This window comes from Gordonia sp. LUNF6 (assembly GCF_047041125.1).
Taxonomy (GTDB): domain Bacteria; phylum Actinomycetota; class Actinomycetes; order Mycobacteriales; family Mycobacteriaceae; genus Gordonia; species Gordonia sihwensis.
The window spans coordinates 60,799-78,813 of sequence record NZ_CP178182.1 but is presented as its reverse complement, the minus strand read 5'-3'; the positions used below and the strand labels follow the sequence as shown (position 1 = coordinate 78,813).

Here is an 18,015-nt window from a genome sequence, read left to right as displayed (position 1 = left end):
TGCATGCTCCTTCTCTAGTGGGTCTAGCCGGTCGCTTACGCTCCGTCGACGCCCATCACGGCTCGGACGAAGTCGTCGTCCATACGGTCACAGGGCATAGCTGCCGTCCGGGGGTTGTGAGCGTCGGGACTGCATCCCTCGAACGGACCTTCCGGATTCGTCAACGCGTTCATGTGGGGATCGAGATGGTCGCGCCACCACACGCTCATCCCGAGGGTCGGATCAAGGCGCAGCGATTCATAGGCCCGCCACACTGCTTCGAGTCGTGACACTGCTTCGGCGTGTTCGAACCACCTCCGACACCACAGGCGACTCTTGCCGGCGAACTCCCATTTGCGGGCGTACAACAGCGACAGGTGGTCTTCCACGAACTCATAGACCGAAGAAAATTCGGGCTCCGGCTCAGCTTCGGCGGCAGCTGCGCCGCTCGGCTCGTCGTCCTCGAGTTCTTCATCGCCAAACAGGTCGTCGTCCATCTCACTGTCCCTTCGGGGCGTATTCGTTGAGCGATTGCCGAATGATCCGCGAGGTCGATTTGCCTTGACGGGGCCCCCAGATGTCGAGGTGCATGTCCTCCCACGACCCCAGCAGTCGTCCCTTGCCAACCAGTTCCTTGCCGATCGGAACACCTTCGACGGTGGTTAACGGTGCAGGTGCAACTGACGAATCGATACCGAGACTCCGCGCCTTCTTCGCTAGGTCGTCGTCCATTTCACTGTCCCTTCGGGGCGTATTCGTTGAGCGATTGCCGAATCAGGTCGGCGTATGGCTTGGCCATCCACGGCACAGTCTCAGCGACCGTGGGACGGTTACCGGCAGACAGAACGAGCGCGCGGCCGCGCGGCCATGCCTGTAGATCAGCAACGGTGAAGATCTTCTTCTCGTCGGTGCTTCGCGACGATGACTTCCCAGTGCGAGCATCAGACACGCTCAATCGCACGCGTGTGAAATCGCCGCACAGTTCGGAGAGGCTGGCCAGGTATTCCTTCTCGCGCACGTTGCCGCCGTAGACGTACACGTTCGATGAGGATTCGAGCAGCTTCATGTTGCGTTCGCCGAACACTCCGACGCCCTGCGACCAGGACTGCAGGATCGTCATGATGATGATTCCGCGGGAACCGAAGTGACTGTAGAGCTTGGGCAGATCCGGCCACCGCACGACGTTGGCGGCTTCATCGAGCGGGCACAGCATCGGGACCGGAAGCCGCCCACCCGGCGATGCGGTCGCGATCTTTTCGGCCGTGCGGGTGGCCGCCACAGTCAACGCCGCGACCAGCGGCCCCGTCGACCCGACGCCTTCCTTCGACAGGCAGTACAGTGTCTCGCCGTTGCGGATGTACGCTTCCAGGTCCAGGTGCGGGCGCTCAGTGTCACCTCGAGTGATCCATTCCTGCACGGACCGGTTGCGCAGGCACTTGGCCATCTTCACGCTGGTTCCGAAAATGCCGGCCTTCTGTTTCTCCGGCAGGCCCAAACGGGCGTTGAGCGCACGCGCGATCATCGGGTAGCCGTGCTCACGGAGAATTTCGACAGCATGATGGCAGGAATTCTCGTCGACGAGGCGTTCGTAGACCGTGGTGATCGGCTCGCCGGCCAACGCCGAAGCGAGGATCAGATTAGCCAGCAGATCTTCTCCCTCGGGGTCGAAGTAGGGATCCTTTTTGGCTTCTAGCCCGTCGTCACCGACTGAGAACAGCTGGGCCAACTCCTCGGCCTGCGTTTCGTCCTCAACGTAGGACAACGGGTTCCACCACCACCACGCTGGCTCATTGGCGACCTGCTGCGGGTCGAAGACCCACACCTGCCGGGTTGGGTTGCCGTCCTCGTCGCGGAACTCGCGGACAAGCCGAGTGTGGTCGAGATTGCCCCGCTTGTTTTCGGTGGTCAGCACAGCTCCGGGCGCCTCACAGATCGCTGGAATGATCCGCGAGGTCGATTTGCCTTGACGGGGCCCCCAGATGTCGAGGTGCATGTCCTCCCACGACCCCAGCAGTCGTCCCTTGCCAACCAGTTCCTTGCCGATCGGAACACCTTCGACGGTGGTGAACGGTGCAGGTGCAACTGACGAATCGATACCGAGACTCCGCGCCTTCTCCGCTACAGCCCGCTCGCGGATGGACGCGATCTCCTTGCCTGAACCGAGGTGCTGCTGCGCCGAGTCCACGCGAGTCCGGTGTGGCTTACGGCCGCTCCATACGTACAGACCGGTCCCTACCACCGCCCCGATGACGGCCACGATCACCACGGCCCACACCGTCGCGGCCGTCGGCCACGCGAGTTTGCCGCTCGCTACCATGATCACCGCGGCGAACGGGTTGCCGGGGATCTGCTGACCGCCGGCGAGCGTCAACGAGCCCCAGACGATCAACGCCGCCGCGACGATCACGCCAAGCCCAACGAGCATGAGCACGGTCTCACTGTTCCGCGACGGATTCTTCGTCTGTCCAGGATTAGCTACGGGCATTGCATTCCCCCATCGTTACGGAGTCCGGACAACTACTGCGCCGCACCGTCGCTGTCCTCGATCAGGTCGCCCAGCGAGACTTCTCGCCAGCCCCGGAAACCGGGAGCGCGGCACAGTTCCAAAGCCGGATTGCCGTTCGGGTCGTCGACGATATCGACAGTCACCCACACCTTGTGTTTGAGCATGTCTCGCATCAGCGCGGTGCGTGTCACGACATGGTTGGTGACCGACAACCGCAGATGCACGATGTCGAGTCCGGCGAACTCACGGGCTTTGCCCGCCAGATACACGGCCTTCCTCGCAGCGGACTCGTCTGCATGATCCTGATCTGCGACCTGATCGTTCTCGTGGAAGGTTCCGTACCAGGGGTCTTCTTCCTCTGCCCGGCACACCGCGTACGAATCGACCTCGACGTCACCGGCGCAGAAGAGGGTGATCGTCGGAGCCGTCTCGCCGGCAGCTTCCAGTTCGACCAACCGGGCTGCGAGGGTGTCCTTCCTGATCTGGTCGTAATCGATGCGCAGCTGCTTGCGGAGTTCGGTCTTGAACTTCGGAAACAGGAGCTTGGTCGCCAGGTTCTTCTCCTTGGCGAAGCTGTACAGCTCGGAGTGGCTGCCCATCGAGGCGAGGGCGTCTGCATGGTCACGTACCACGGCTGCCGCGGTATCCCAGTCCTGCGCTGTCGTGCTTGTCATGATTGTTCCTTCCATCGAGGGTTTGGTGAGGTGAAGCGAGTTCTCAGGGCCGCAGGGTGGGACGTACCGACGGCGCGAGACTGATGATCGCCAGGCCCGGTGCTCCAATGGTCAACGCGCTCACGAGCCACGTCGACCACGAGTGTTCGGAGGCGACAGCCACGACCCACACCGCCGTCAGCAGAAGCGCCGTAAGACGGAAGAACCGCAGTCCGTCGGCAACGAAAACGCTCAGCGCCAGCGCGCATGCGGCGGCGGCCGCGGCCGCCGCACCGGCGAGAACCGCCGCCGTTGCAGGGTCGGGAATGCGCGGTGCCCCTGCCCGTGCCCAGGTTTCTGCGGGCAGGTTCGTGCGCAGCGCCATCAGCAGCCAGCAAACGACCGCTGCAGTCAGCGCTCCGACGATCACAGTCGCCACGCCGCCGAAGATCATCCGACTCACCTGCACCTCCGACTCACCGCCACCATCGGTGCTGATCCTTGCTGGCCCCGGCACCCTGGCCGGTTCGGCGTTGTCGTCCATGAACGGGACCTCAACGCCGTACAGATTGCGGCCGCTGCGGTCGATGCCGTGCCGGTCGAACCCGTCCACGTCGTAGCCGTTACGGTCCCACCCGGCAGCATCGAAGCCGCGGCGGTCATAGCCGTTCGCGTCGTAGCCGTTCCGGTCATACCCGGCGGAATCCAAGCCGTGCCGGTCGTACCCGGCAGCGTCGTAGCCGTTTCGGTCGTAGCCCCGCGCATCGAAACCCGAGGCGTCGTAGCCGTATGGGTCGTAGCCGTTTCGGTCGTAGCCGGCCGCGCTGAAGCCGCGAGTGTCGTAGTCAGTCACTGGAACACCCCATCTGTCAGTGGTTGGGAGTCGACGATCTGGATTCGCCAGACTCGCCAGCAGTTGTCCTCATCGAGAGCGAGATCGACGTCGTAGGTCATCAGCGAGTACGAGTCGACGGATCCGTCTGCGCGCTGGATCTGTTGCAGAACAGCCGCCTGACGCTTCGTCGTTCGGCTCCCCGGCTCGTCCACTGCCGGGACAACCTTCACCGTGGCGGTCACGATCGCTTTTTCCGCTCGCCACTGTGCCCACTGACGCATCGGCCGCATCTGGTCGGTCCCGGTACTACTGCGAGTAGCGGCCTGAGCCATTTCGCCGCTGAGCCACGGCAGCGCAGTTCTCATCGCGACGCCGGAATCGGCCTGTCTCGCCGGCTCCCAGCTGTAGATCCTCGACAATGCCTCCTGTACTGAATCGTCCGGAGGGGCACCCGCGACGGGGCCTTGCCCGTCCGGATGCTGATGGCCCGCATCCCCCGGTCCGTCAACGGCGTCGTCCCCGCCGCCGCATGCCGCCACCACGATGGCCAGCATCACGGCCAGGAGCAGTGCCGAGGCCCGCCTCGCTGTGGCCGTCATCGGTCCCGTCCTCCCCAGCCAGCTGCCGCGACGGCCCGCATGACCGCAATCGCCAGCACCTCGAAGGCGAGCGTGGTCGCGACAGAGATCCCGATGACCAGGCCGCCCGAGACACCGAGAACCGACAGAAGCAGAGACACCGAGTAGAACGCCATCGCACCCCAGACCAGGAGAACGCCCACGATCATCACGCCGCCCAACACCTTCTCGCGCCTGGTCATCGTGTCTCCATGCACTTGGTGCGGTCGATCACGATTCGCACGTGGTCGACCGCGTTGAGAGTGGCGTTACCTCGGTCCTCGATCGTCGTGCCGCGCTTGCTGCCCGCCGGCCAGTACGTGCGATTCCACATGACATACTCGCTGCGATCGTCGGCGCGCCCCCGACGGGCGATCTGGTCGCCTACCCCGCCCGGTGTCGCGCCGTCAGCAGGCACCAGCGCAGCGACCGAGCGTCCCTGCTCTACTCCACCTTCGGCTCCGTCGGTGACCGCGGTTGTCACCGAGAACCGCGTGTGAAGCGCCGCCGCGAGCTGCTCGGCCGCGGGACACCGCGCTGCTGCCGATTCCGTCGCCGGCGCTGAGCATGCAGTCACTGCGAGCAGCGTTCCCGCGAGCACCACCGCGGTCGTTGTCTTCTTCACGGATTCTCCTTTGACTAGACGACCGCAGCGTCCTCGACGCCCCGGTATTTCGGCTCGTTGCGGATGATGATTTCGGCGTATGGCCGGGTCTCGCTGAAGTGGCGCGGATACAACGACGGGAATCCGTGGCTCTCCTGCACCGCGCCGGGGCCAGCGTTGTAGGCACCGAGGTACAGGTCGCGAACGTCGTGGTTCGGACCCGATTTGGGGTCAACCTGCCCGCCCGCGATCCATCCGTCGATGTCCTTTGCCAGGTCGCACATGTAATGGCCCTGGGCCATGATCGCGTCGCCCAGGCTGTAGACATCGACCCGACCGTCGCCGTCGTAGTCCTTGCCGTAAGTCGCCCAGGTGTCAGGGATGAACTGTCCAGGCCCCTGAGCCTGATCGGGGCTCTGCACATGCTGCTGGAACCCGCCGGTCTCCTGGTGACCCTGACTGGCCAGGAGGGAGGCGCTGATCTGCGGGCAGATCCGGCCAGCCTTGTTGTACCAGCGCGCCCAATCCGCGGGCACTGAGCCGGCCTTGACATTCACCATTCGTCCGTTGCCACTCACATCGGACGGACATTCCTCGCTGTCCGACCCAGCACCGCCGGCACCCCTGTCTTTGATCGTTCCCAGGTCCTCGCCGTTGTAGAGCGGCGACGGCAGCAGAGTTACGTGCACGTGGTCGAAGTGATTCTGGGTCCAGTCGCCGCGGTCCTCCATGACGTTCCCGGGCCCCTGCGCGGGCTGGTAATACTGCCGCCAAATCGTGTAGTCGACGTGGAAGACGGCCTTGTTGTCCATCACGTACTTCTGGATGCGATTGCCGAGCTCAACGCCCTTCTGATCGCGGCCAGAGTTCGGGATCATGATGTCGGCGGCGCGTCCGTCAGGGTGGTCGGAGAATCCACCACCATCGGCCCGCCAGCCGCCGATCGTCTGCAGCTCAGGGAATCGCTTGGCCACCGCCCGCGCCAGGCGGACGGTGTTGGTCTGCCAGTGGGCCTCGGACCCGAATCGGGCGGCCATCGGCTTGGACACGTCCAGTTCGCCCTCGTTATCGGTCACTCCCGAGAGCGTCTGCACGTCCGATGGACCTCCCGGCGCAGCCGGCGCCGGGGACGTTGGCTTGGGCGGGGATCCAGTTGCGCCAGCGAAGGTTCCCGGCGGCGCAGGCTTCTTGTCGCGGACACCGGCCTGATGCGAGGTCACCGGCCAGGCATCCCAACCCTGACCACTCAGCGTGCTGTTCGCGACCTCCATCTGTTCCTGTGGGGTCGCTTTATCTGCAGTCGGTGCGAACTTGTCTCCGCCGAACGCCTTCCACGTCGACGCTGAGAACTGCAGCCCGCCGTAGTAGCCGTTGCCGGTGTTGATCGCCCAGTTCCCGCCCGACTCGTGTTGGGCGACCTTGTTCCAGTCCTCGGCCGAGACGATTTGTGAGTCCTGCCCCGCCGGCGGTGCATTGGGCGCGGAAGGCCGGGCCTGGCCTGGCTCGACAGCGTCAGCCAGCCAGGGTTTCGGGTCGATGGCCTTCTGTCCCCAGCCTCCTTCCCACACCTCGAAGTGCAGATGTGCACCGCCGGGTCCCGGGGGTGAGACCTCGCCGTTGTATCCGACCTTGGCGATCTGCTGGCCGGCGGTCACCTTCTGCCCCGGCTTGACCATGAGGTCCTGCGGAAACATGTGGCCATAGACGGTGTCGACACGCTTGCCGCCGATGTTGTGGCGCAGCACTATCCACTGGCCGAAGCCGGTCGCCTCTCCCGCCTTGTCCACAACGCCGTCGTAGGCGGCATACATGGGAGTGCCGGCCTGCGAGCCCATGTCCAGACCCTGGTGCATCACGCCGTCGCGAGGTCCGAACCCGCTGGTGTACTGAAAGGTTCCCTTCTTCATCGGGATCACCTTCTGCCCGGGCGACAGTGACGAGCTGCTGCTCGACGACGAGTCCGCCGGCGCACAGTCATCCGTGTCATCGCTGCCGACGAAGGCGATCAGTGCAAGGAGCGGGATCGCCACGGCGGCGACCAGAAATAGGGACAAGGACTTCGCAGCGTCGGTCATGATCGCCTCTGCTGCTCTTTCAGCGCGGCGAGTAGACCACTGTTGGCGGTCTTCATCGCTTCGATGTCGGCGTAGAGCTTCGCGACAACCTCACTGTCCGCGCTCGTGCGGAGTTCGTCGAGCTTCCCGGACGCCCGCGCCCAGTTCTTCACCGTGTTCGTGTGGACTTCCAAGCTCATCGCGACCTTTGTGCACGCAGCGGTCAGCGACAGTCCCCGCTCGATTGCCGTCAGCACGGCCTGCACCGCTGTGTCGCGAATGTCGTCGGTGATCCAGCCGTAGTCTCGCCTGTTCATCGATGTCATGACGCCTTCTTCAGCACGCCGTCGAAGCGGGCGTTCGTGTTGTGGACACCGCCCTCGGCTTCGGCAGGGGTGAAGATCATGCGGAACGGGATTCCTGCGCGATCGTCGGTGCCGAGTTTGGCGACGAATACGCCCTGGCCGTGCGGTCTCGGACGTTCCACAGAGGTCGACCCGGACTTGCTCGCGGCAGTGAGCTGTCGCCTCATCTCAGCCAGCGCATCCTCGGATGGAGGCGGCGTCGATGCCGCCGAGGTGATCAGCGCACGCTCCTGTGCGTTGAACGCGGTCACCTGCGAGAGTCGTTCGATCTCCTCCGGGCCGACCGGCCCGATGAACTTGATCTGTGCCTTCTCCAAGAACCCGATGGCCTTCGCGGCATCGGCCTGAGATTCGAAGGCAGACAGGTCATTGACCGAGTGCGTGACCATGATCAGCGATACCGCATCGGAACGGTTCAACCGGACCAGCGCGTCGACTCGATCGACGATGCCTGCGCCCGAGCCGATCACCTGCCATAGCTCGTCGATGATCACCTGAAAGGTACGCCGCGGACCCCGCCCCGCGTCTGCTCGTACGTGCGCGGCTTCGACCGCACCGAATCCGTCTGCCCAGCAGACCAGCAGCAGTGCCGCTTTGAGCTTGCGGTCGCCCTTCGGCACGCGCGAGACGTCGATACACACGGCCGGCGACGATGGGTCGATTGGTGTCGTGGTGTGGCCGTTGAGCACCTTGCCCAGACGGCCCGAGGTCAGGGCTCGCAGCGATCGGCACAGCTCTGCCGCCGAAGCTCGGTATTCCTCGGCTGTGCGGGCAGCGGTGTCCTCCCAGAGTTCGGCGTTACCGTCACGGATCAACCGGTACAAGTCCTCCAGGATCGGCGGCCGCTGGCCGGTGAATCCCTGACCGCCGTCGTGAATGGGGCGGTAGAGCTGTTCCAGCGCAGACCCGAGCAGTGTTTCCTCGAAGTCTCGGATCGCAGTGCCTCGGTTAATCTCAACCAGGCCCGCCACAGTGGAGACTTGTCGTGAGCGCAGATCTTCCTCAACCCGGCGGGTCATGTCGGCGATGGACTGCGGCGACCACGGCGTCGAATCCCTGATTTCTGCGAGCACGGTGCCGAGAGCGCCAACATCGAGCGGGTTGATCGTCTGGTCGCCGTATCCGCCAGTGATGATCTGACCGTCAACCATCTTGGTCAGCTCTGCGAAGTCAGGCTTCACGTCACCGAGGAATAGTGAGGTGTGGCCTTGGGCGATGTTTCCCAGTGCCATGCGGCGAACCAGAGACGACTTACCGAAACCGTTCAACGCGAGCACGAACGCGATCGGGGCAGTGATCAGACCAGAGAGGAACCACGTCAGCGGGTCACAGCCGAAGTCCTGCCCTGTATACAGGTGACTGCCCAAAGGTGTGCCGAGCATCGGGCTCGTCGCCCCGACCGAGAACGGCCAGAATCCTCCGGCGACCTGGCTGGTCGTGGCGCGCCACTCAGGAAGTCGAGGGACGACGTTCGTGCGACCACCGCCCGGCCCGGAGCTTCCGCGCGGTCCGGGCTCCCCGGCGTCGATGTCCCAGCCGCCCATCTCGCAGATCCTGCTGATCGCGCGTTTGCGGCATCGTTCCTCGGTAGCCAGGCGGCGGCGTGCCAGCCGGCCTCGCCACCCCGTGGCAGCTGCCTCGGCGCGCAGCTGCTCGTAGGCGCGCGCTGTGCGCAGTCGCACGCCCGCGACCCTGACTGTTGCGGGAACGTCGGTCTCGGCGATCTCGACCTGTGTGGGTGTGTCACTCTGAGGTGCCGCGTGCCGCGGAATTGTCATCGTCATGCCGTCACCCGCCTGTTCACGCTGGCGTACTCCGGCAACAGAACCCCGAGTCCGAGCGCCCCGGCGAAGGTCGCGTCCTGTCCGCCCCAGCAGCGCTGCACAGTGAGTCGGGACGCCGATGCCAGGCCTTCCAGTTCCGCAGCCAATGTCGGCATCTCCGCTGACGCCTCGGCGGTGAGCGTGATCAGAACACCGAAGCGGGTCACGCCAGCACCGCGCGCCTGTTCCTGCCGAGCGGCCATCGTGTTGTCCACTCGCAGGGACGCCGCTGCCGACCCGACGCCCTTCTTCGACTGTTCGGCGGCCAGCGCGTTCTTGAAGTCGTCGTCGACCATCTTCACCGCATCGGCAACACCGTGGATGCGGTAGATGATCGCCACCCTCTTGCGCCCGAGGTCGGCTCGGGGCGCCAGCAGTGGGAGCAGCGTGTCATGTGCGACAGTGCCTGCCGGCGCGGCTTCCATCTCCCACGTCACCGACTGAAATCCGTTGTGCACGAACCGGCCCCACTCAGCCTTGCAGCCGGCCGGTCCGATCTGGTCCCACTGCAACTGGTCGAGGGAGCCCGAACCGGCCATCGTTTCCAACTCCGCCGCGAGCTCCGGCCGGTAGGCGCGAGCGGCGACCATGCTCAGGTCTCCAGCGGTCAGCGGTCGTGCCGAGAGCCCGGCGGCCACGGCCTGATTGATGATTGTCGACAGGAGTCGGCCGATGGCCGCTCCCTGGTCGGCGACCTCGGCCGAGTCCGCAGTTCGTTGCTGCGTGAACGTCAGCTGAATGCGGACCTCGTTGCGGACCTTCGCTGAGGCCCGGTGCGTCACGGTTTCGACCATCACGCGCTGTGCGAACGCCGGCGCGTCGCGGTCGACAAGGCGCCGTACCTCGGCGTCGACACGGTGCCCGTTGTCAGGGACGGTCTCGACAATCACTGCCGCTCCGGCCATTCCCTTGATGGTGCCCAGATGCGACAGAAACCGGTCCCAGCCGCGGACCCAGTCGTTGATCTGATGCTGTTCCACGCGTTCTTGGCCCTGCGGCTGACCGGAGAGCACCACGGTGAAGTGGTTCTTCGCTCGCGAGTGAATCAGCCCGAATCGGCCCCCGCGACCGAGTTCGTATTCGTACAGCCGGGTATCGCCCTGTATCCCGGGCATGCGCGCAGATCCAGGGACTACGCCGAATACGCCGCCTCGGTACACGTTCTCGCCGCGGCGAGCGCCTTTCCAGAATTGAAGTCGCATGGCAATCAGTTCCAATCCCGACCGTCCGTGCCGCCGGTACGCCAGCGGCACAAACACGGCCGTGCCAATGAGGAAGAAGATGAGGATGAGAATCAGCGAGTGCGTGAACATGTAGAACAGCACTGTCACGACGATCCACGCGCCGGCGAATATCGTTTCGCCCCAGGTCCGGCCGAACAGACCGCTCGTGCGTGGTTGTTCCCATCGGCCGTAGAGAATCACTTGGTTGGTAGAGGTCATCGGAGGTTGTCTCCCATTCCTGCGTCCTGGCCAGGTTCGGATTCGAAGAAGGATTCGGAAGCCAGCGCGAGTGCACTGCCGGCCATCGCGAGCTGTTTGCCGGTGCCACCACTGAGACCTGAGCCGTCGCCGCCGCTGCTGCTGCTGTCTGGCGCCGGAGGCACGAGAGCTGATCCGCCGCCGGTCCCGCCGCCCGGCTGGGAGCCTCTTCCTCCTCCCCCGCTGTCGCCGGAGGGACCACCACCGCCCGACGGACCCATCCCGGTCCCGCCAGAGAGTCCCCCTCCGCCCGACGGGCCGCCGCCTCCGCCGGCGCCGGCGATCGATGCGGTCGAGGTGGCACCTCCTCCCGCAGCCGCGCCGGCTGACGAGCCACCACTGGCGAGCATCGTGCTGCCCGCGACCGCCGCACCCATCAAAGCCCCGACGGCGGCCGCGCCTGAGCCCCCAGACATCGCGGCTCCGCCGGAGACGAGCTTCATCAGGATCGGGAGGACTGCTGCGGACAGCGACAGCAAAATCATCCCCATGATGATCTGCTGAGAGTCTTTCGAATCGCTGCCGGCCATCCAGAAGGCGACCCAGTACACCGCCGCCGCGACGGGCTTCCACAGAAGGAGCGCGACGGTCCACATCATGACTTTCGAGAACGCCTGTTTGCCGGTGTTCGTCCCGCCGAACGCGCCGATTACCGGCACCAGCGACACGACAACGGCGAGCATCGCCTGCCGAGCCACCAGGAGTATGCCCTGCAGCAGAGCACCGAGGATCCCGATCACGGCCAGAACGAAGACCAACCCTGCTGACTGCATCGTTACCAACGAGGTTTTCATCAGGTTCGTCACCATCGACCCGGCGTTCTGACCGTTCGTGGCCTGGTTCAGCATCCACTTAGACAGCTCGTCGCTCGCTACCGTGAGTGAAAGCAGCACTGCACCGAATGTCCACGCGCCGAATACCGCCTTGGCCATCGACTTCACGGATTCTTCGGCCTCGGTGACCGCGGCCTGTCGTCTGGCGAGAACCAGCCGGAACCCGATCACGACCAGCGACAACACCAGACCGAAGAACTGCAGTCCGATGGTTGCGGATTGGATCTTCTGGACTATCGAGTAGTCCTGATACTTCGGGGTGGGGATCTTGATGAACCAGGTCATCGACATTTGCAGCATCCGGCCGAAGCCCTGCCACATCGACTCGGCCGCACCTTTGAACGCTCCCTTGGCGGCGTCCTTGGTGGCTTTCTTGGCCTTGCAGATGAAGTTGATCGCTCCGCAGCTGTCATCAGTGGCGCTAACAGCACCAGCTGTGTACTTAGTCATCAGCACTGCTAGTTGAGCGGTCAGCTCCTTCTTCTTCTCCTCATCCTTCTCCGTCGCGATCTGGGCCTTGAGGTCTTCGATCTGGTTCTGGAGGTCTGCCCGGGAGGGGGTCTCGTCATCTGCGCGCGCCTGGGCGCTGACCGCGTCCATGCCCAGCGCCTCTGACGAGACTGCGGGGCCAGCGGTTGTCAGGAACACCGCAGCGATGAGCGCCAGCACCACCGTCACCACGGTGCGGCGGCGTGACCGCGTCAGCGCACCCATGTGGCCCACTCCCCTCCGTCGAGGGAACCCATCGAGCCCTCCTTCTCGTCACGGGTGAGAAGAGACGGTTTGTATTTCAGGTGCCACTCACCGTCGACCCACACCGTGGAGAGGGACTGCCAGTAATAGACCGACTGCACGTCGCTCTCGTCGTCGGGGTTGACCTGCTCGTGAGGCCCGTATGCGATGTCGATCGTCGCTGCATCATTTGTCCAGTTCCCTGCTCGAATCCGGAAGGCGGCTGGCACGAGCGCTCTGTTCGCGGCGATGTCGCCGATCTCGGGATCATCGACCGTGATCGACAGAATGTCGCCGTCACGCCGCAGCGCCTGCTTATCCGACTCGGTGGCACCCTCAAGACGCTGATCGATGACCGCGTAGCGGTCGGCTTTGGTGCCGAATCGAATCCGAGAGACGATCTGCAACGCAGCGATAGTCGCTCCCTGCGGGGTGCGGCTCATTCCTCGAGGAACTCCGTCGGCGCTGATGGCGGCCGGACCGTCTGACCGGCTGAAGGGTGCAGGACTGCCGTACACGCGTTGCCACTCCAAACCCTTCGGCCGAGCGAGAGGGTTCGAATCAGATGTTGACGAGGGCTGCTCGGACTGAGGCAGTGCGACGCCGCGGCGCTCCGCCGGCACGACAACCGGACGCCCGAGGTCGTCAACGTCGCCTGACTCCGACTGTGAACTCTCCGAAGGCAGCGGCAGCCGCTCGGCTTCGGACGGCGTGGAGCTGGCGGGCCGATCGCCGGCGTCATCATTAGGAATGAACGCCAATGTCAGAATCACTACGGTCACCACCGTCGTCGCGGCAGCGATCCACACCCACGGCCGTTTCAGAAGCGGCTGGCGCTCCTCCTTGAGGTCCATCACTGGGGCTCCTCGAACAGGAGCGCCGTCGAAGGCACCGCCGAGACCGCCCGGACGACCGGCTTATCGCCCGACGCCAGCGCCAACCGCCAATCACCGGCCACCCACTGCGTAGCCGCGGTGTTCTCGGTGTAGGACCCGTCGCTGAGACGACTGTAGATCTTCACTGTCACCCGGTCCGGACTGCTGTCCGTGATCGAATATGCCTCCACCTTCGGTGCCTGGCCGGCTTTGACGGGAGCGGTGATCGACACCTGAGCTCGATCGACCGCCCACGCATCACGTTCGGTTCCGGGAGCAATGAGCTTCTGCCCGACCGTCGGCCACTGTGTGTCGTCGGCGACCGACATACGGATCGTCGCCGAAACCGCGGCCAGGACCGCCCCGGCCGGCGACCGGTCATAGCCTGTCGGCGCGACGGGGTCCGCATGCTGCGGCCCCTGCTCGCCGGTCGGGATCTGCATACCCTGAAACGATGTCCAGCCCAGGTCTGAGACAACCGTGGCAGGTGCCGCCGTGCTGGTGTCACCTCCACATGCCGTGACCAGAGCGGACACCGCAGACAGGGTTAAGACAACTGCAGCAGCGCTGCGCCGATACCGGAGGCTGAACTGGCGACGATCAGACCGACGAACACCCACGTCGGAGTATCCGGCGGCTGTGTGTCGCCCGGCTGGTGCCGGTGATAGCTCATTTCGCCGCCGATCCACATCAGACGACCAACCGCGGCAGCCATCACCATCCACAGGGCGTAACCGAGAACCTTTTCGAGCGGGTCTGTCACCTCCGGCGGCATGCCGCCCCATGCTGACAACATCGTGTGCTTCTCCCATCGTCGCCCGCTTTCAGACCAGTGCGCCGACGAGGCCACCAGCGATACCGATGACCACACAGCCGATCAGAGCTTTGGTGGCTCGCTCGGCCGACTCCGAGTCGGCAGTGCCCTGGCGCTTCTCGAAGCCGAACTTGCCGCCGATGATCACCAGCGCCGCGACAGCGCCGATCATCGCCAGCCAGCCGACCCACGACAGCAGCAGCAGGAACTTCGAAGATCCGGGCGGGGCCTGCGGGTTGACGTTGATGGTGTCTGCCAGGTTGAGGACGGTTGCGGTAATCATGCGTTTTCCTTCTGTGTCAGCGCCGACCGAACGTCGGCGAAGTAGGTGACGATGTCGAGGCCCGTCTGAGCGATGGCGCCGGGAACGGTTGCCAGGTCCGTGCCTGACCTGCGGGTGATCTGAACCGGATCGCCGGGAGTCCACATCGGCAGGTCGGCCGGCAGTGCGGAGATGAGTTCGTCGACCCAGCCGACCTGCCACCACGCGGGGACCAGCTCGGCGACGGTCGCGGCGTAGCGCCGTACGTCCTTCGGCGTCTTGCCGGGTCGTGCGGCCACCGTCACCAGACCGTGCACCTGCACCCCCGCCGGGGCCTGACCGGCATCGGCTTGCCTCAGCACCTCTGCCGCGGCGGCGATACCGGCCATGTGTTCGCGTGCCACGACGATCACATGTTGAGTGGTCGATGGGTCGCCCGGCCACTGGCCATCTGAATCCGCCGCCGGTGCCCACATCGCGGCCAGCGTTCCCGCGCCACTGCCACCGTGCGCGCCCATCAGTGCGAAGAGAGGTGGGAACTGGCGGGACACCGGCAGCGGCGTACGCCGTACGTCCCGGACGATCATTGCGCCACCGCCAGACGCCGTGGGGTCGCGTGTAGTGCGATCTGTTCGACCGCCGCTGCGGTGGCCGGCGCGAGCTGATCCCGATCCTCCGAGGACAGGGACAGTCCCGTGCCGAGGGTCGGGTCATAGTCCACCCCGACGCAGTCACGCGCAGCGACATGGAGAACATCGAGCAGCTGCTCCCGCACCACGTTCTCCCGAATCCCAGGTACTGCGGCGTTCAGGACGACCACTGCTGAGGCGAGAACGCCCCGGTCCTCCCACACCGAGAGAACCCCTCGGGCCCGGTTGATCAGATCGGGACGGATACCGATCACCAAGACAGGAACAACGCCTTCTGCGATAAGCGCCTGAACGCCCCGGATCTGCCCGACCGCAGTCGTTCCCGCATCGATCATGGGGACCAGCCCCTCGTTCTGCGCCTCTGCCAAGACCTGTGCCAGGTCCCCTATCCGGCTCGGTCGCCACAAGAACACGCCGTCGGGACGCTGCACGGTCGAGGTCGACACACCACCGAGGCGGCCCAGCATGTCACCGTCAGCGGGGGCCGCGTCAACCCATCCCGCAGGTACCGTCCGATCGGCCCAATACCCGGCTACCAGCGCCGACATCGTGGAAGCGCCTGCGCCACCAGCAGCATTGAAGAACGCCATCGGCATCGCCTCTCGGTGTCCTTCTTCGGGCTGGGGTTCAGAAATCTCGCGCATCCATTCGCTACCGGTCATGGCTGTCCACCTCCCCTTCTCTCGTCGAAGTCACCCGATCAGCGCGCATGCCGAGCGGTCTGCTTGCTCTTTGCGACCGTGGGCTCCTGCGGCCACTGCACGTTGAGGCCAGGCACGGCCTTGGACAGCTCCTCAGATGCGGCCCGCACCCCGTCATTGATCGCCCGCGACGCACCCGGCGCGACCGACTCGATGGCCCGGGTCGGAATCTGCGCCTGCTCGGCGCTCCACCCGGTCCGCGTCGCGCCCACCGTGAGATTCACATCGCCGCGGTTGTTCACGACGTAGTCCACGGCAGGCAGGCCGGCCTTCTGCGCCACGGGCGCAGGCACGTGAACCTCATACTGATTCGCATTCGGGTCAACGATCCGGACAGCCTCGGGCTCACGGTGCTTTCCCGGTCCCTGCTGCTCCCACGGCAGCTTCGGCTTCTTCGGGTCCGCACCCGGATCGCCGGCTCCGAGCCAATAGCCCAGAGCACCACCGGCCACAGCCGAGGCCGCCGCTGCGGCAGTGCCCACCACAACACCTGCACCGACGGCTACGCCGGCACCGCCCAGCGCACCCAGACCTGCGCCACCGGCGATGCTCACGGGGTTTCCACCGCCGACGACTGCGCCCGCGCCTGCACCGATCAGCGCACCGATCGGGACAGTCACCAGACCAACGGTGACTGTTGTGGCCAGGAACGCGGCAGTGCCGCCTGCCGCTCCTGCGGCAGCGCCACCCAGCACCGCGGCCGCGGCCTTACGGCTGGCCTCGTCCTTGGGTACGCCCATAGAAATCAGACCTCGGGCGATTTCGGCCTCAGCGTATGCCGACCAGTCATTCGTGGAGACGACCGCCCGGTCGCGATCCCGCTTGGACATGCCCGGCGGGAACGGCACGTCTTTGACCGGCATGACCATGTTCCCGATGCGGACGTGATCGGGGGGAGCGACCTTGCGGGGAACCGGTGGCACCCAGCGAGGTTCGTGCAGCGGCGCCGACGGGACGGGGTTGTAGTCGTCGTTGTATGACGGCGCAGTAGGCACCGTCTCGACCGGCCCGGGAGGCGGACCCGGGACCAGTCCAGGCGTAGACGGCGCGGGCTCCACCGGTACCGGTGCTGAGGGTGTCGTGCCGCCCTGCTCCGGCGGTGCTGAGGGTGTCGTGCCGCCCTGCTCCGGCGGTGCTGAGGGTGTCGTGCCGCCCTGCTCCGGCGGTGCTGACGGTGTCGTGCCGCCCTGCTCCGGTGCAGCGTGCGCGGTCGCTCCAAGCAGCAGCGACATACTCACCGCGACTGCCACCGCCGAGCCAGCCCGGTGCCGAGTAGTGGTGTTGAGATTCATCAGGGGTCCCTTCGGGGGTTGGTTGAGATAGAGGAAGAACGAGGCAGTCCAAGAACGGGCAGGTCAGGTCACGGCAGCCCCTCGTCCTTCTTGATCGACTCGATCCACCACCGGCCATTCGCCGGGGCAGTCTGTACGAGCTGCTTGATCGGATACGGCTGCTCTCCGGGAGGAGTCACCATCAGTCGCACCGCGTACAGTCCCTGGCCGCGGTCGATCATCGTCAGGCAGTGCGTGGTGCCCGCTGGCACCTGGTCGATAGCGGTCTGCAACTTCGGTTCGTCGGCCACAGCCCCGGCTGCGGTCACGGACTTGGCCTCACGGGCAGACCTGGTGACGTAGTAAGCGTGGTTCCACGCCTGGATCGCTCCAGCGCCGGATCGCTGGTCGCCGACACCGTCTCCGTAGGTGGTGTTTCCCTCCACCCGCTCCGGGCACGGATCGGGCGCGGCCGCCGCGGCGCTCTCCTGCGCGGACGAAACGCCATCACCGGGCTCCGCCGCCGGACTGTCGTCGCCACCGATGCTGGCCAGGGACATACTGACACCTACGACGATCACCGCCAGCACTGTGAAGAACGCGCTCAGGATCACCACCTGCCGGCGCGGGCGCCGGGGCTCGCGCCGTGGCGTCGGGACCACCACCGACGACGCGTTACGGTCCATATCGGGGATCTCGGGCTGCTCATGCTCATTGGAGATCAGCTCCACGGTCTCCGCGACCTCGGGGTTCAGCAACGTCAGCCATGACCACTGCGAGACTTCCGCGCTGTCGATCTCAGCTACCCCCCACACAGCACGGACGTCGGCCGCCAGGGCGCACGCTGGCAGCTCATCGTCGGCCGGCAGCGCCGGAAGTGTCGGCAATTTGTTGTCGGACAACAAAAATCGCTCCTTAAAAAGGGGGCTGGCTGCGCGTTTACCGGGCAGCCAGCCCCGT

21 protein-coding genes are annotated in these 18,015 nt (G+C 65.3%); all 21 read right to left on the bottom strand.

From position 1 onward, the window contains the following. Positions 1–35: 35 nt before the first annotated feature. The 21 genes from ACK8HH_RS19060 to ACK8HH_RS18960 all read right to left on the bottom strand — a co-directional run bounded on the left by ACK8HH_RS19060 (position 36) and on the right by ACK8HH_RS18960 (position 17,957). Positions 36–476: a DUF4913 domain-containing protein gene (locus ACK8HH_RS19060; protein WP_006897738.1), complete on the bottom strand. Its 441-nt coding sequence runs from the start codon at positions 474–476 to the stop codon at positions 36–38. Between the two features lies 1 nt (position 477). Then, on the bottom strand, positions 478–711 hold the full coding sequence (locus ACK8HH_RS19055; RefSeq protein WP_006897739.1) for a hypothetical protein: 234 nt from the start codon (positions 709–711) through the stop codon (positions 478–480). Between the two features lies 1 nt (position 712). Continuing rightward, positions 713–2,404, bottom strand: coding sequence for a type IV secretory system conjugative DNA transfer family protein (locus ACK8HH_RS19050; RefSeq protein ID WP_233500223.1), 1,692 nt, complete (start codon positions 2,402–2,404; stop codon positions 713–715). A 92-nt stretch (positions 2,405–2,496) separates the two neighbouring features. After that, complete coding sequence (locus ACK8HH_RS19045) at positions 2,497–3,159, bottom strand: hypothetical protein (protein ID WP_006897741.1); 663 nt, start codon at positions 3,157–3,159, stop codon at positions 2,497–2,499. A gap of 43 nt (positions 3,160–3,202) precedes the next feature. Beyond that, positions 3,203–3,991, bottom strand: a complete 789-nt coding sequence (locus ACK8HH_RS19040) for a hypothetical protein (protein WP_278127485.1) — start codon at positions 3,989–3,991, stop codon at positions 3,203–3,205. Next, positions 3,988–4,572, bottom strand: coding sequence for a hypothetical protein (locus ACK8HH_RS19035; RefSeq protein ID WP_006897743.1), 585 nt, complete (start codon positions 4,570–4,572; stop codon positions 3,988–3,990). Before ACK8HH_RS19035 ends, ACK8HH_RS19040 begins: the two co-directional genes overlap by 4 nt. Beyond that, entirely contained in the window at positions 4,569–4,793 is a 225-nt protein-coding gene (locus tag ACK8HH_RS19030; protein ID WP_101841742.1) for a hypothetical protein, read from the bottom strand. The genes ACK8HH_RS19035 and ACK8HH_RS19030 overlap by 4 nt, the downstream gene beginning before the upstream one ends. Then, complete coding sequence (locus tag ACK8HH_RS19025) at positions 4,790–5,215, bottom strand: hypothetical protein (protein ID WP_006897745.1); 426 nt, start codon at positions 5,213–5,215, stop codon at positions 4,790–4,792. The genes ACK8HH_RS19030 and ACK8HH_RS19025 overlap by 4 nt, the downstream gene beginning before the upstream one ends. Before the next feature lie 14 nt (positions 5,216–5,229). Then, the gene (locus ACK8HH_RS19020; RefSeq protein ID WP_006897746.1) at positions 5,230–7,269 is read right to left on the bottom strand and encodes a transglycosylase family protein; all 2,040 of its coding nucleotides are present in this window, start codon (positions 7,267–7,269) and stop codon (positions 5,230–5,232) included. Beyond that, positions 7,266–7,574 (bottom strand): hypothetical protein, encoded by a 309-nt coding sequence (locus ACK8HH_RS19015; RefSeq protein ID WP_006897747.1) that lies wholly within the window; start codon positions 7,572–7,574, stop codon positions 7,266–7,268. The genes ACK8HH_RS19020 and ACK8HH_RS19015 overlap by 4 nt, the downstream gene beginning before the upstream one ends. Continuing rightward, positions 7,571–9,397 (bottom strand): hypothetical protein, encoded by a 1,827-nt coding sequence (locus tag ACK8HH_RS19010; RefSeq protein WP_006897748.1) that lies wholly within the window; start codon positions 9,395–9,397, stop codon positions 7,571–7,573. The genes ACK8HH_RS19015 and ACK8HH_RS19010 overlap by 4 nt, the downstream gene beginning before the upstream one ends. After that, the gene (locus tag ACK8HH_RS19005) at positions 9,394–10,878 is read right to left on the bottom strand and encodes an SCO6880 family protein (RefSeq protein ID WP_006897749.1); all 1,485 of its coding nucleotides are present in this window, start codon (positions 10,876–10,878) and stop codon (positions 9,394–9,396) included. Before ACK8HH_RS19005 ends, ACK8HH_RS19010 begins: the two co-directional genes overlap by 4 nt. Continuing rightward, positions 10,875–12,464, bottom strand: a complete 1,590-nt coding sequence (locus ACK8HH_RS19000; RefSeq protein WP_006897750.1) for a hypothetical protein — start codon at positions 12,462–12,464, stop codon at positions 10,875–10,877. Before ACK8HH_RS19000 ends, ACK8HH_RS19005 begins: the two co-directional genes overlap by 4 nt. Next, positions 12,452–13,339, bottom strand: a complete 888-nt coding sequence (locus ACK8HH_RS18995; protein WP_412475745.1) for a hypothetical protein — start codon at positions 13,337–13,339, stop codon at positions 12,452–12,454. The genes ACK8HH_RS19000 and ACK8HH_RS18995 overlap by 13 nt, the downstream gene beginning before the upstream one ends. Continuing rightward, positions 13,336–13,800, bottom strand: coding sequence for a hypothetical protein (locus ACK8HH_RS18990; RefSeq protein ID WP_051999686.1), 465 nt, complete (start codon positions 13,798–13,800; stop codon positions 13,336–13,338). The genes ACK8HH_RS18995 and ACK8HH_RS18990 overlap by 4 nt, the downstream gene beginning before the upstream one ends. 104 nt (positions 13,801–13,904) lie before the next feature. Continuing rightward, positions 13,905–14,132 carry a hypothetical protein gene (locus tag ACK8HH_RS18985; RefSeq protein ID WP_233500211.1) on the bottom strand — a complete coding sequence of 76 codons (228 nt, stop codon included), beginning with the start codon at positions 14,130–14,132 and terminating at the stop codon, positions 13,905–13,907. A 49-nt stretch (positions 14,133–14,181) separates the two neighbouring features. Further along, a complete protein-coding gene (locus ACK8HH_RS18980; RefSeq protein WP_006897754.1) occupies positions 14,182–14,454 on the bottom strand; it encodes a hypothetical protein in 273 nt (90 codons plus the stop codon). Next, a complete protein-coding gene (locus ACK8HH_RS18975) occupies positions 14,451–15,020 on the bottom strand; it encodes a DUF6668 family protein (RefSeq protein ID WP_006897755.1) in 570 nt (189 codons plus the stop codon). The genes ACK8HH_RS18980 and ACK8HH_RS18975 overlap by 4 nt, the downstream gene beginning before the upstream one ends. Beyond that, positions 15,017–15,745 (bottom strand): hypothetical protein, encoded by a 729-nt coding sequence (locus tag ACK8HH_RS18970; RefSeq protein ID WP_101841761.1) that lies wholly within the window; start codon positions 15,743–15,745, stop codon positions 15,017–15,019. The genes ACK8HH_RS18975 and ACK8HH_RS18970 overlap by 4 nt, the downstream gene beginning before the upstream one ends. Positions 15,746–15,783: 38 nt before the next feature. Beyond that, positions 15,784–16,647: a hypothetical protein gene (locus tag ACK8HH_RS18965; protein ID WP_233500210.1), complete on the bottom strand. Its 864-nt coding sequence runs from the start codon at positions 16,645–16,647 to the stop codon at positions 15,784–15,786. A 497-nt stretch (positions 16,648–17,144) separates the two neighbouring features. Beyond that, complete coding sequence (locus ACK8HH_RS18960) at positions 17,145–17,957, bottom strand: hypothetical protein (RefSeq protein ID WP_006897758.1); 813 nt, start codon at positions 17,955–17,957, stop codon at positions 17,145–17,147. Positions 17,958–18,015 lie beyond the last annotated feature (58 nt).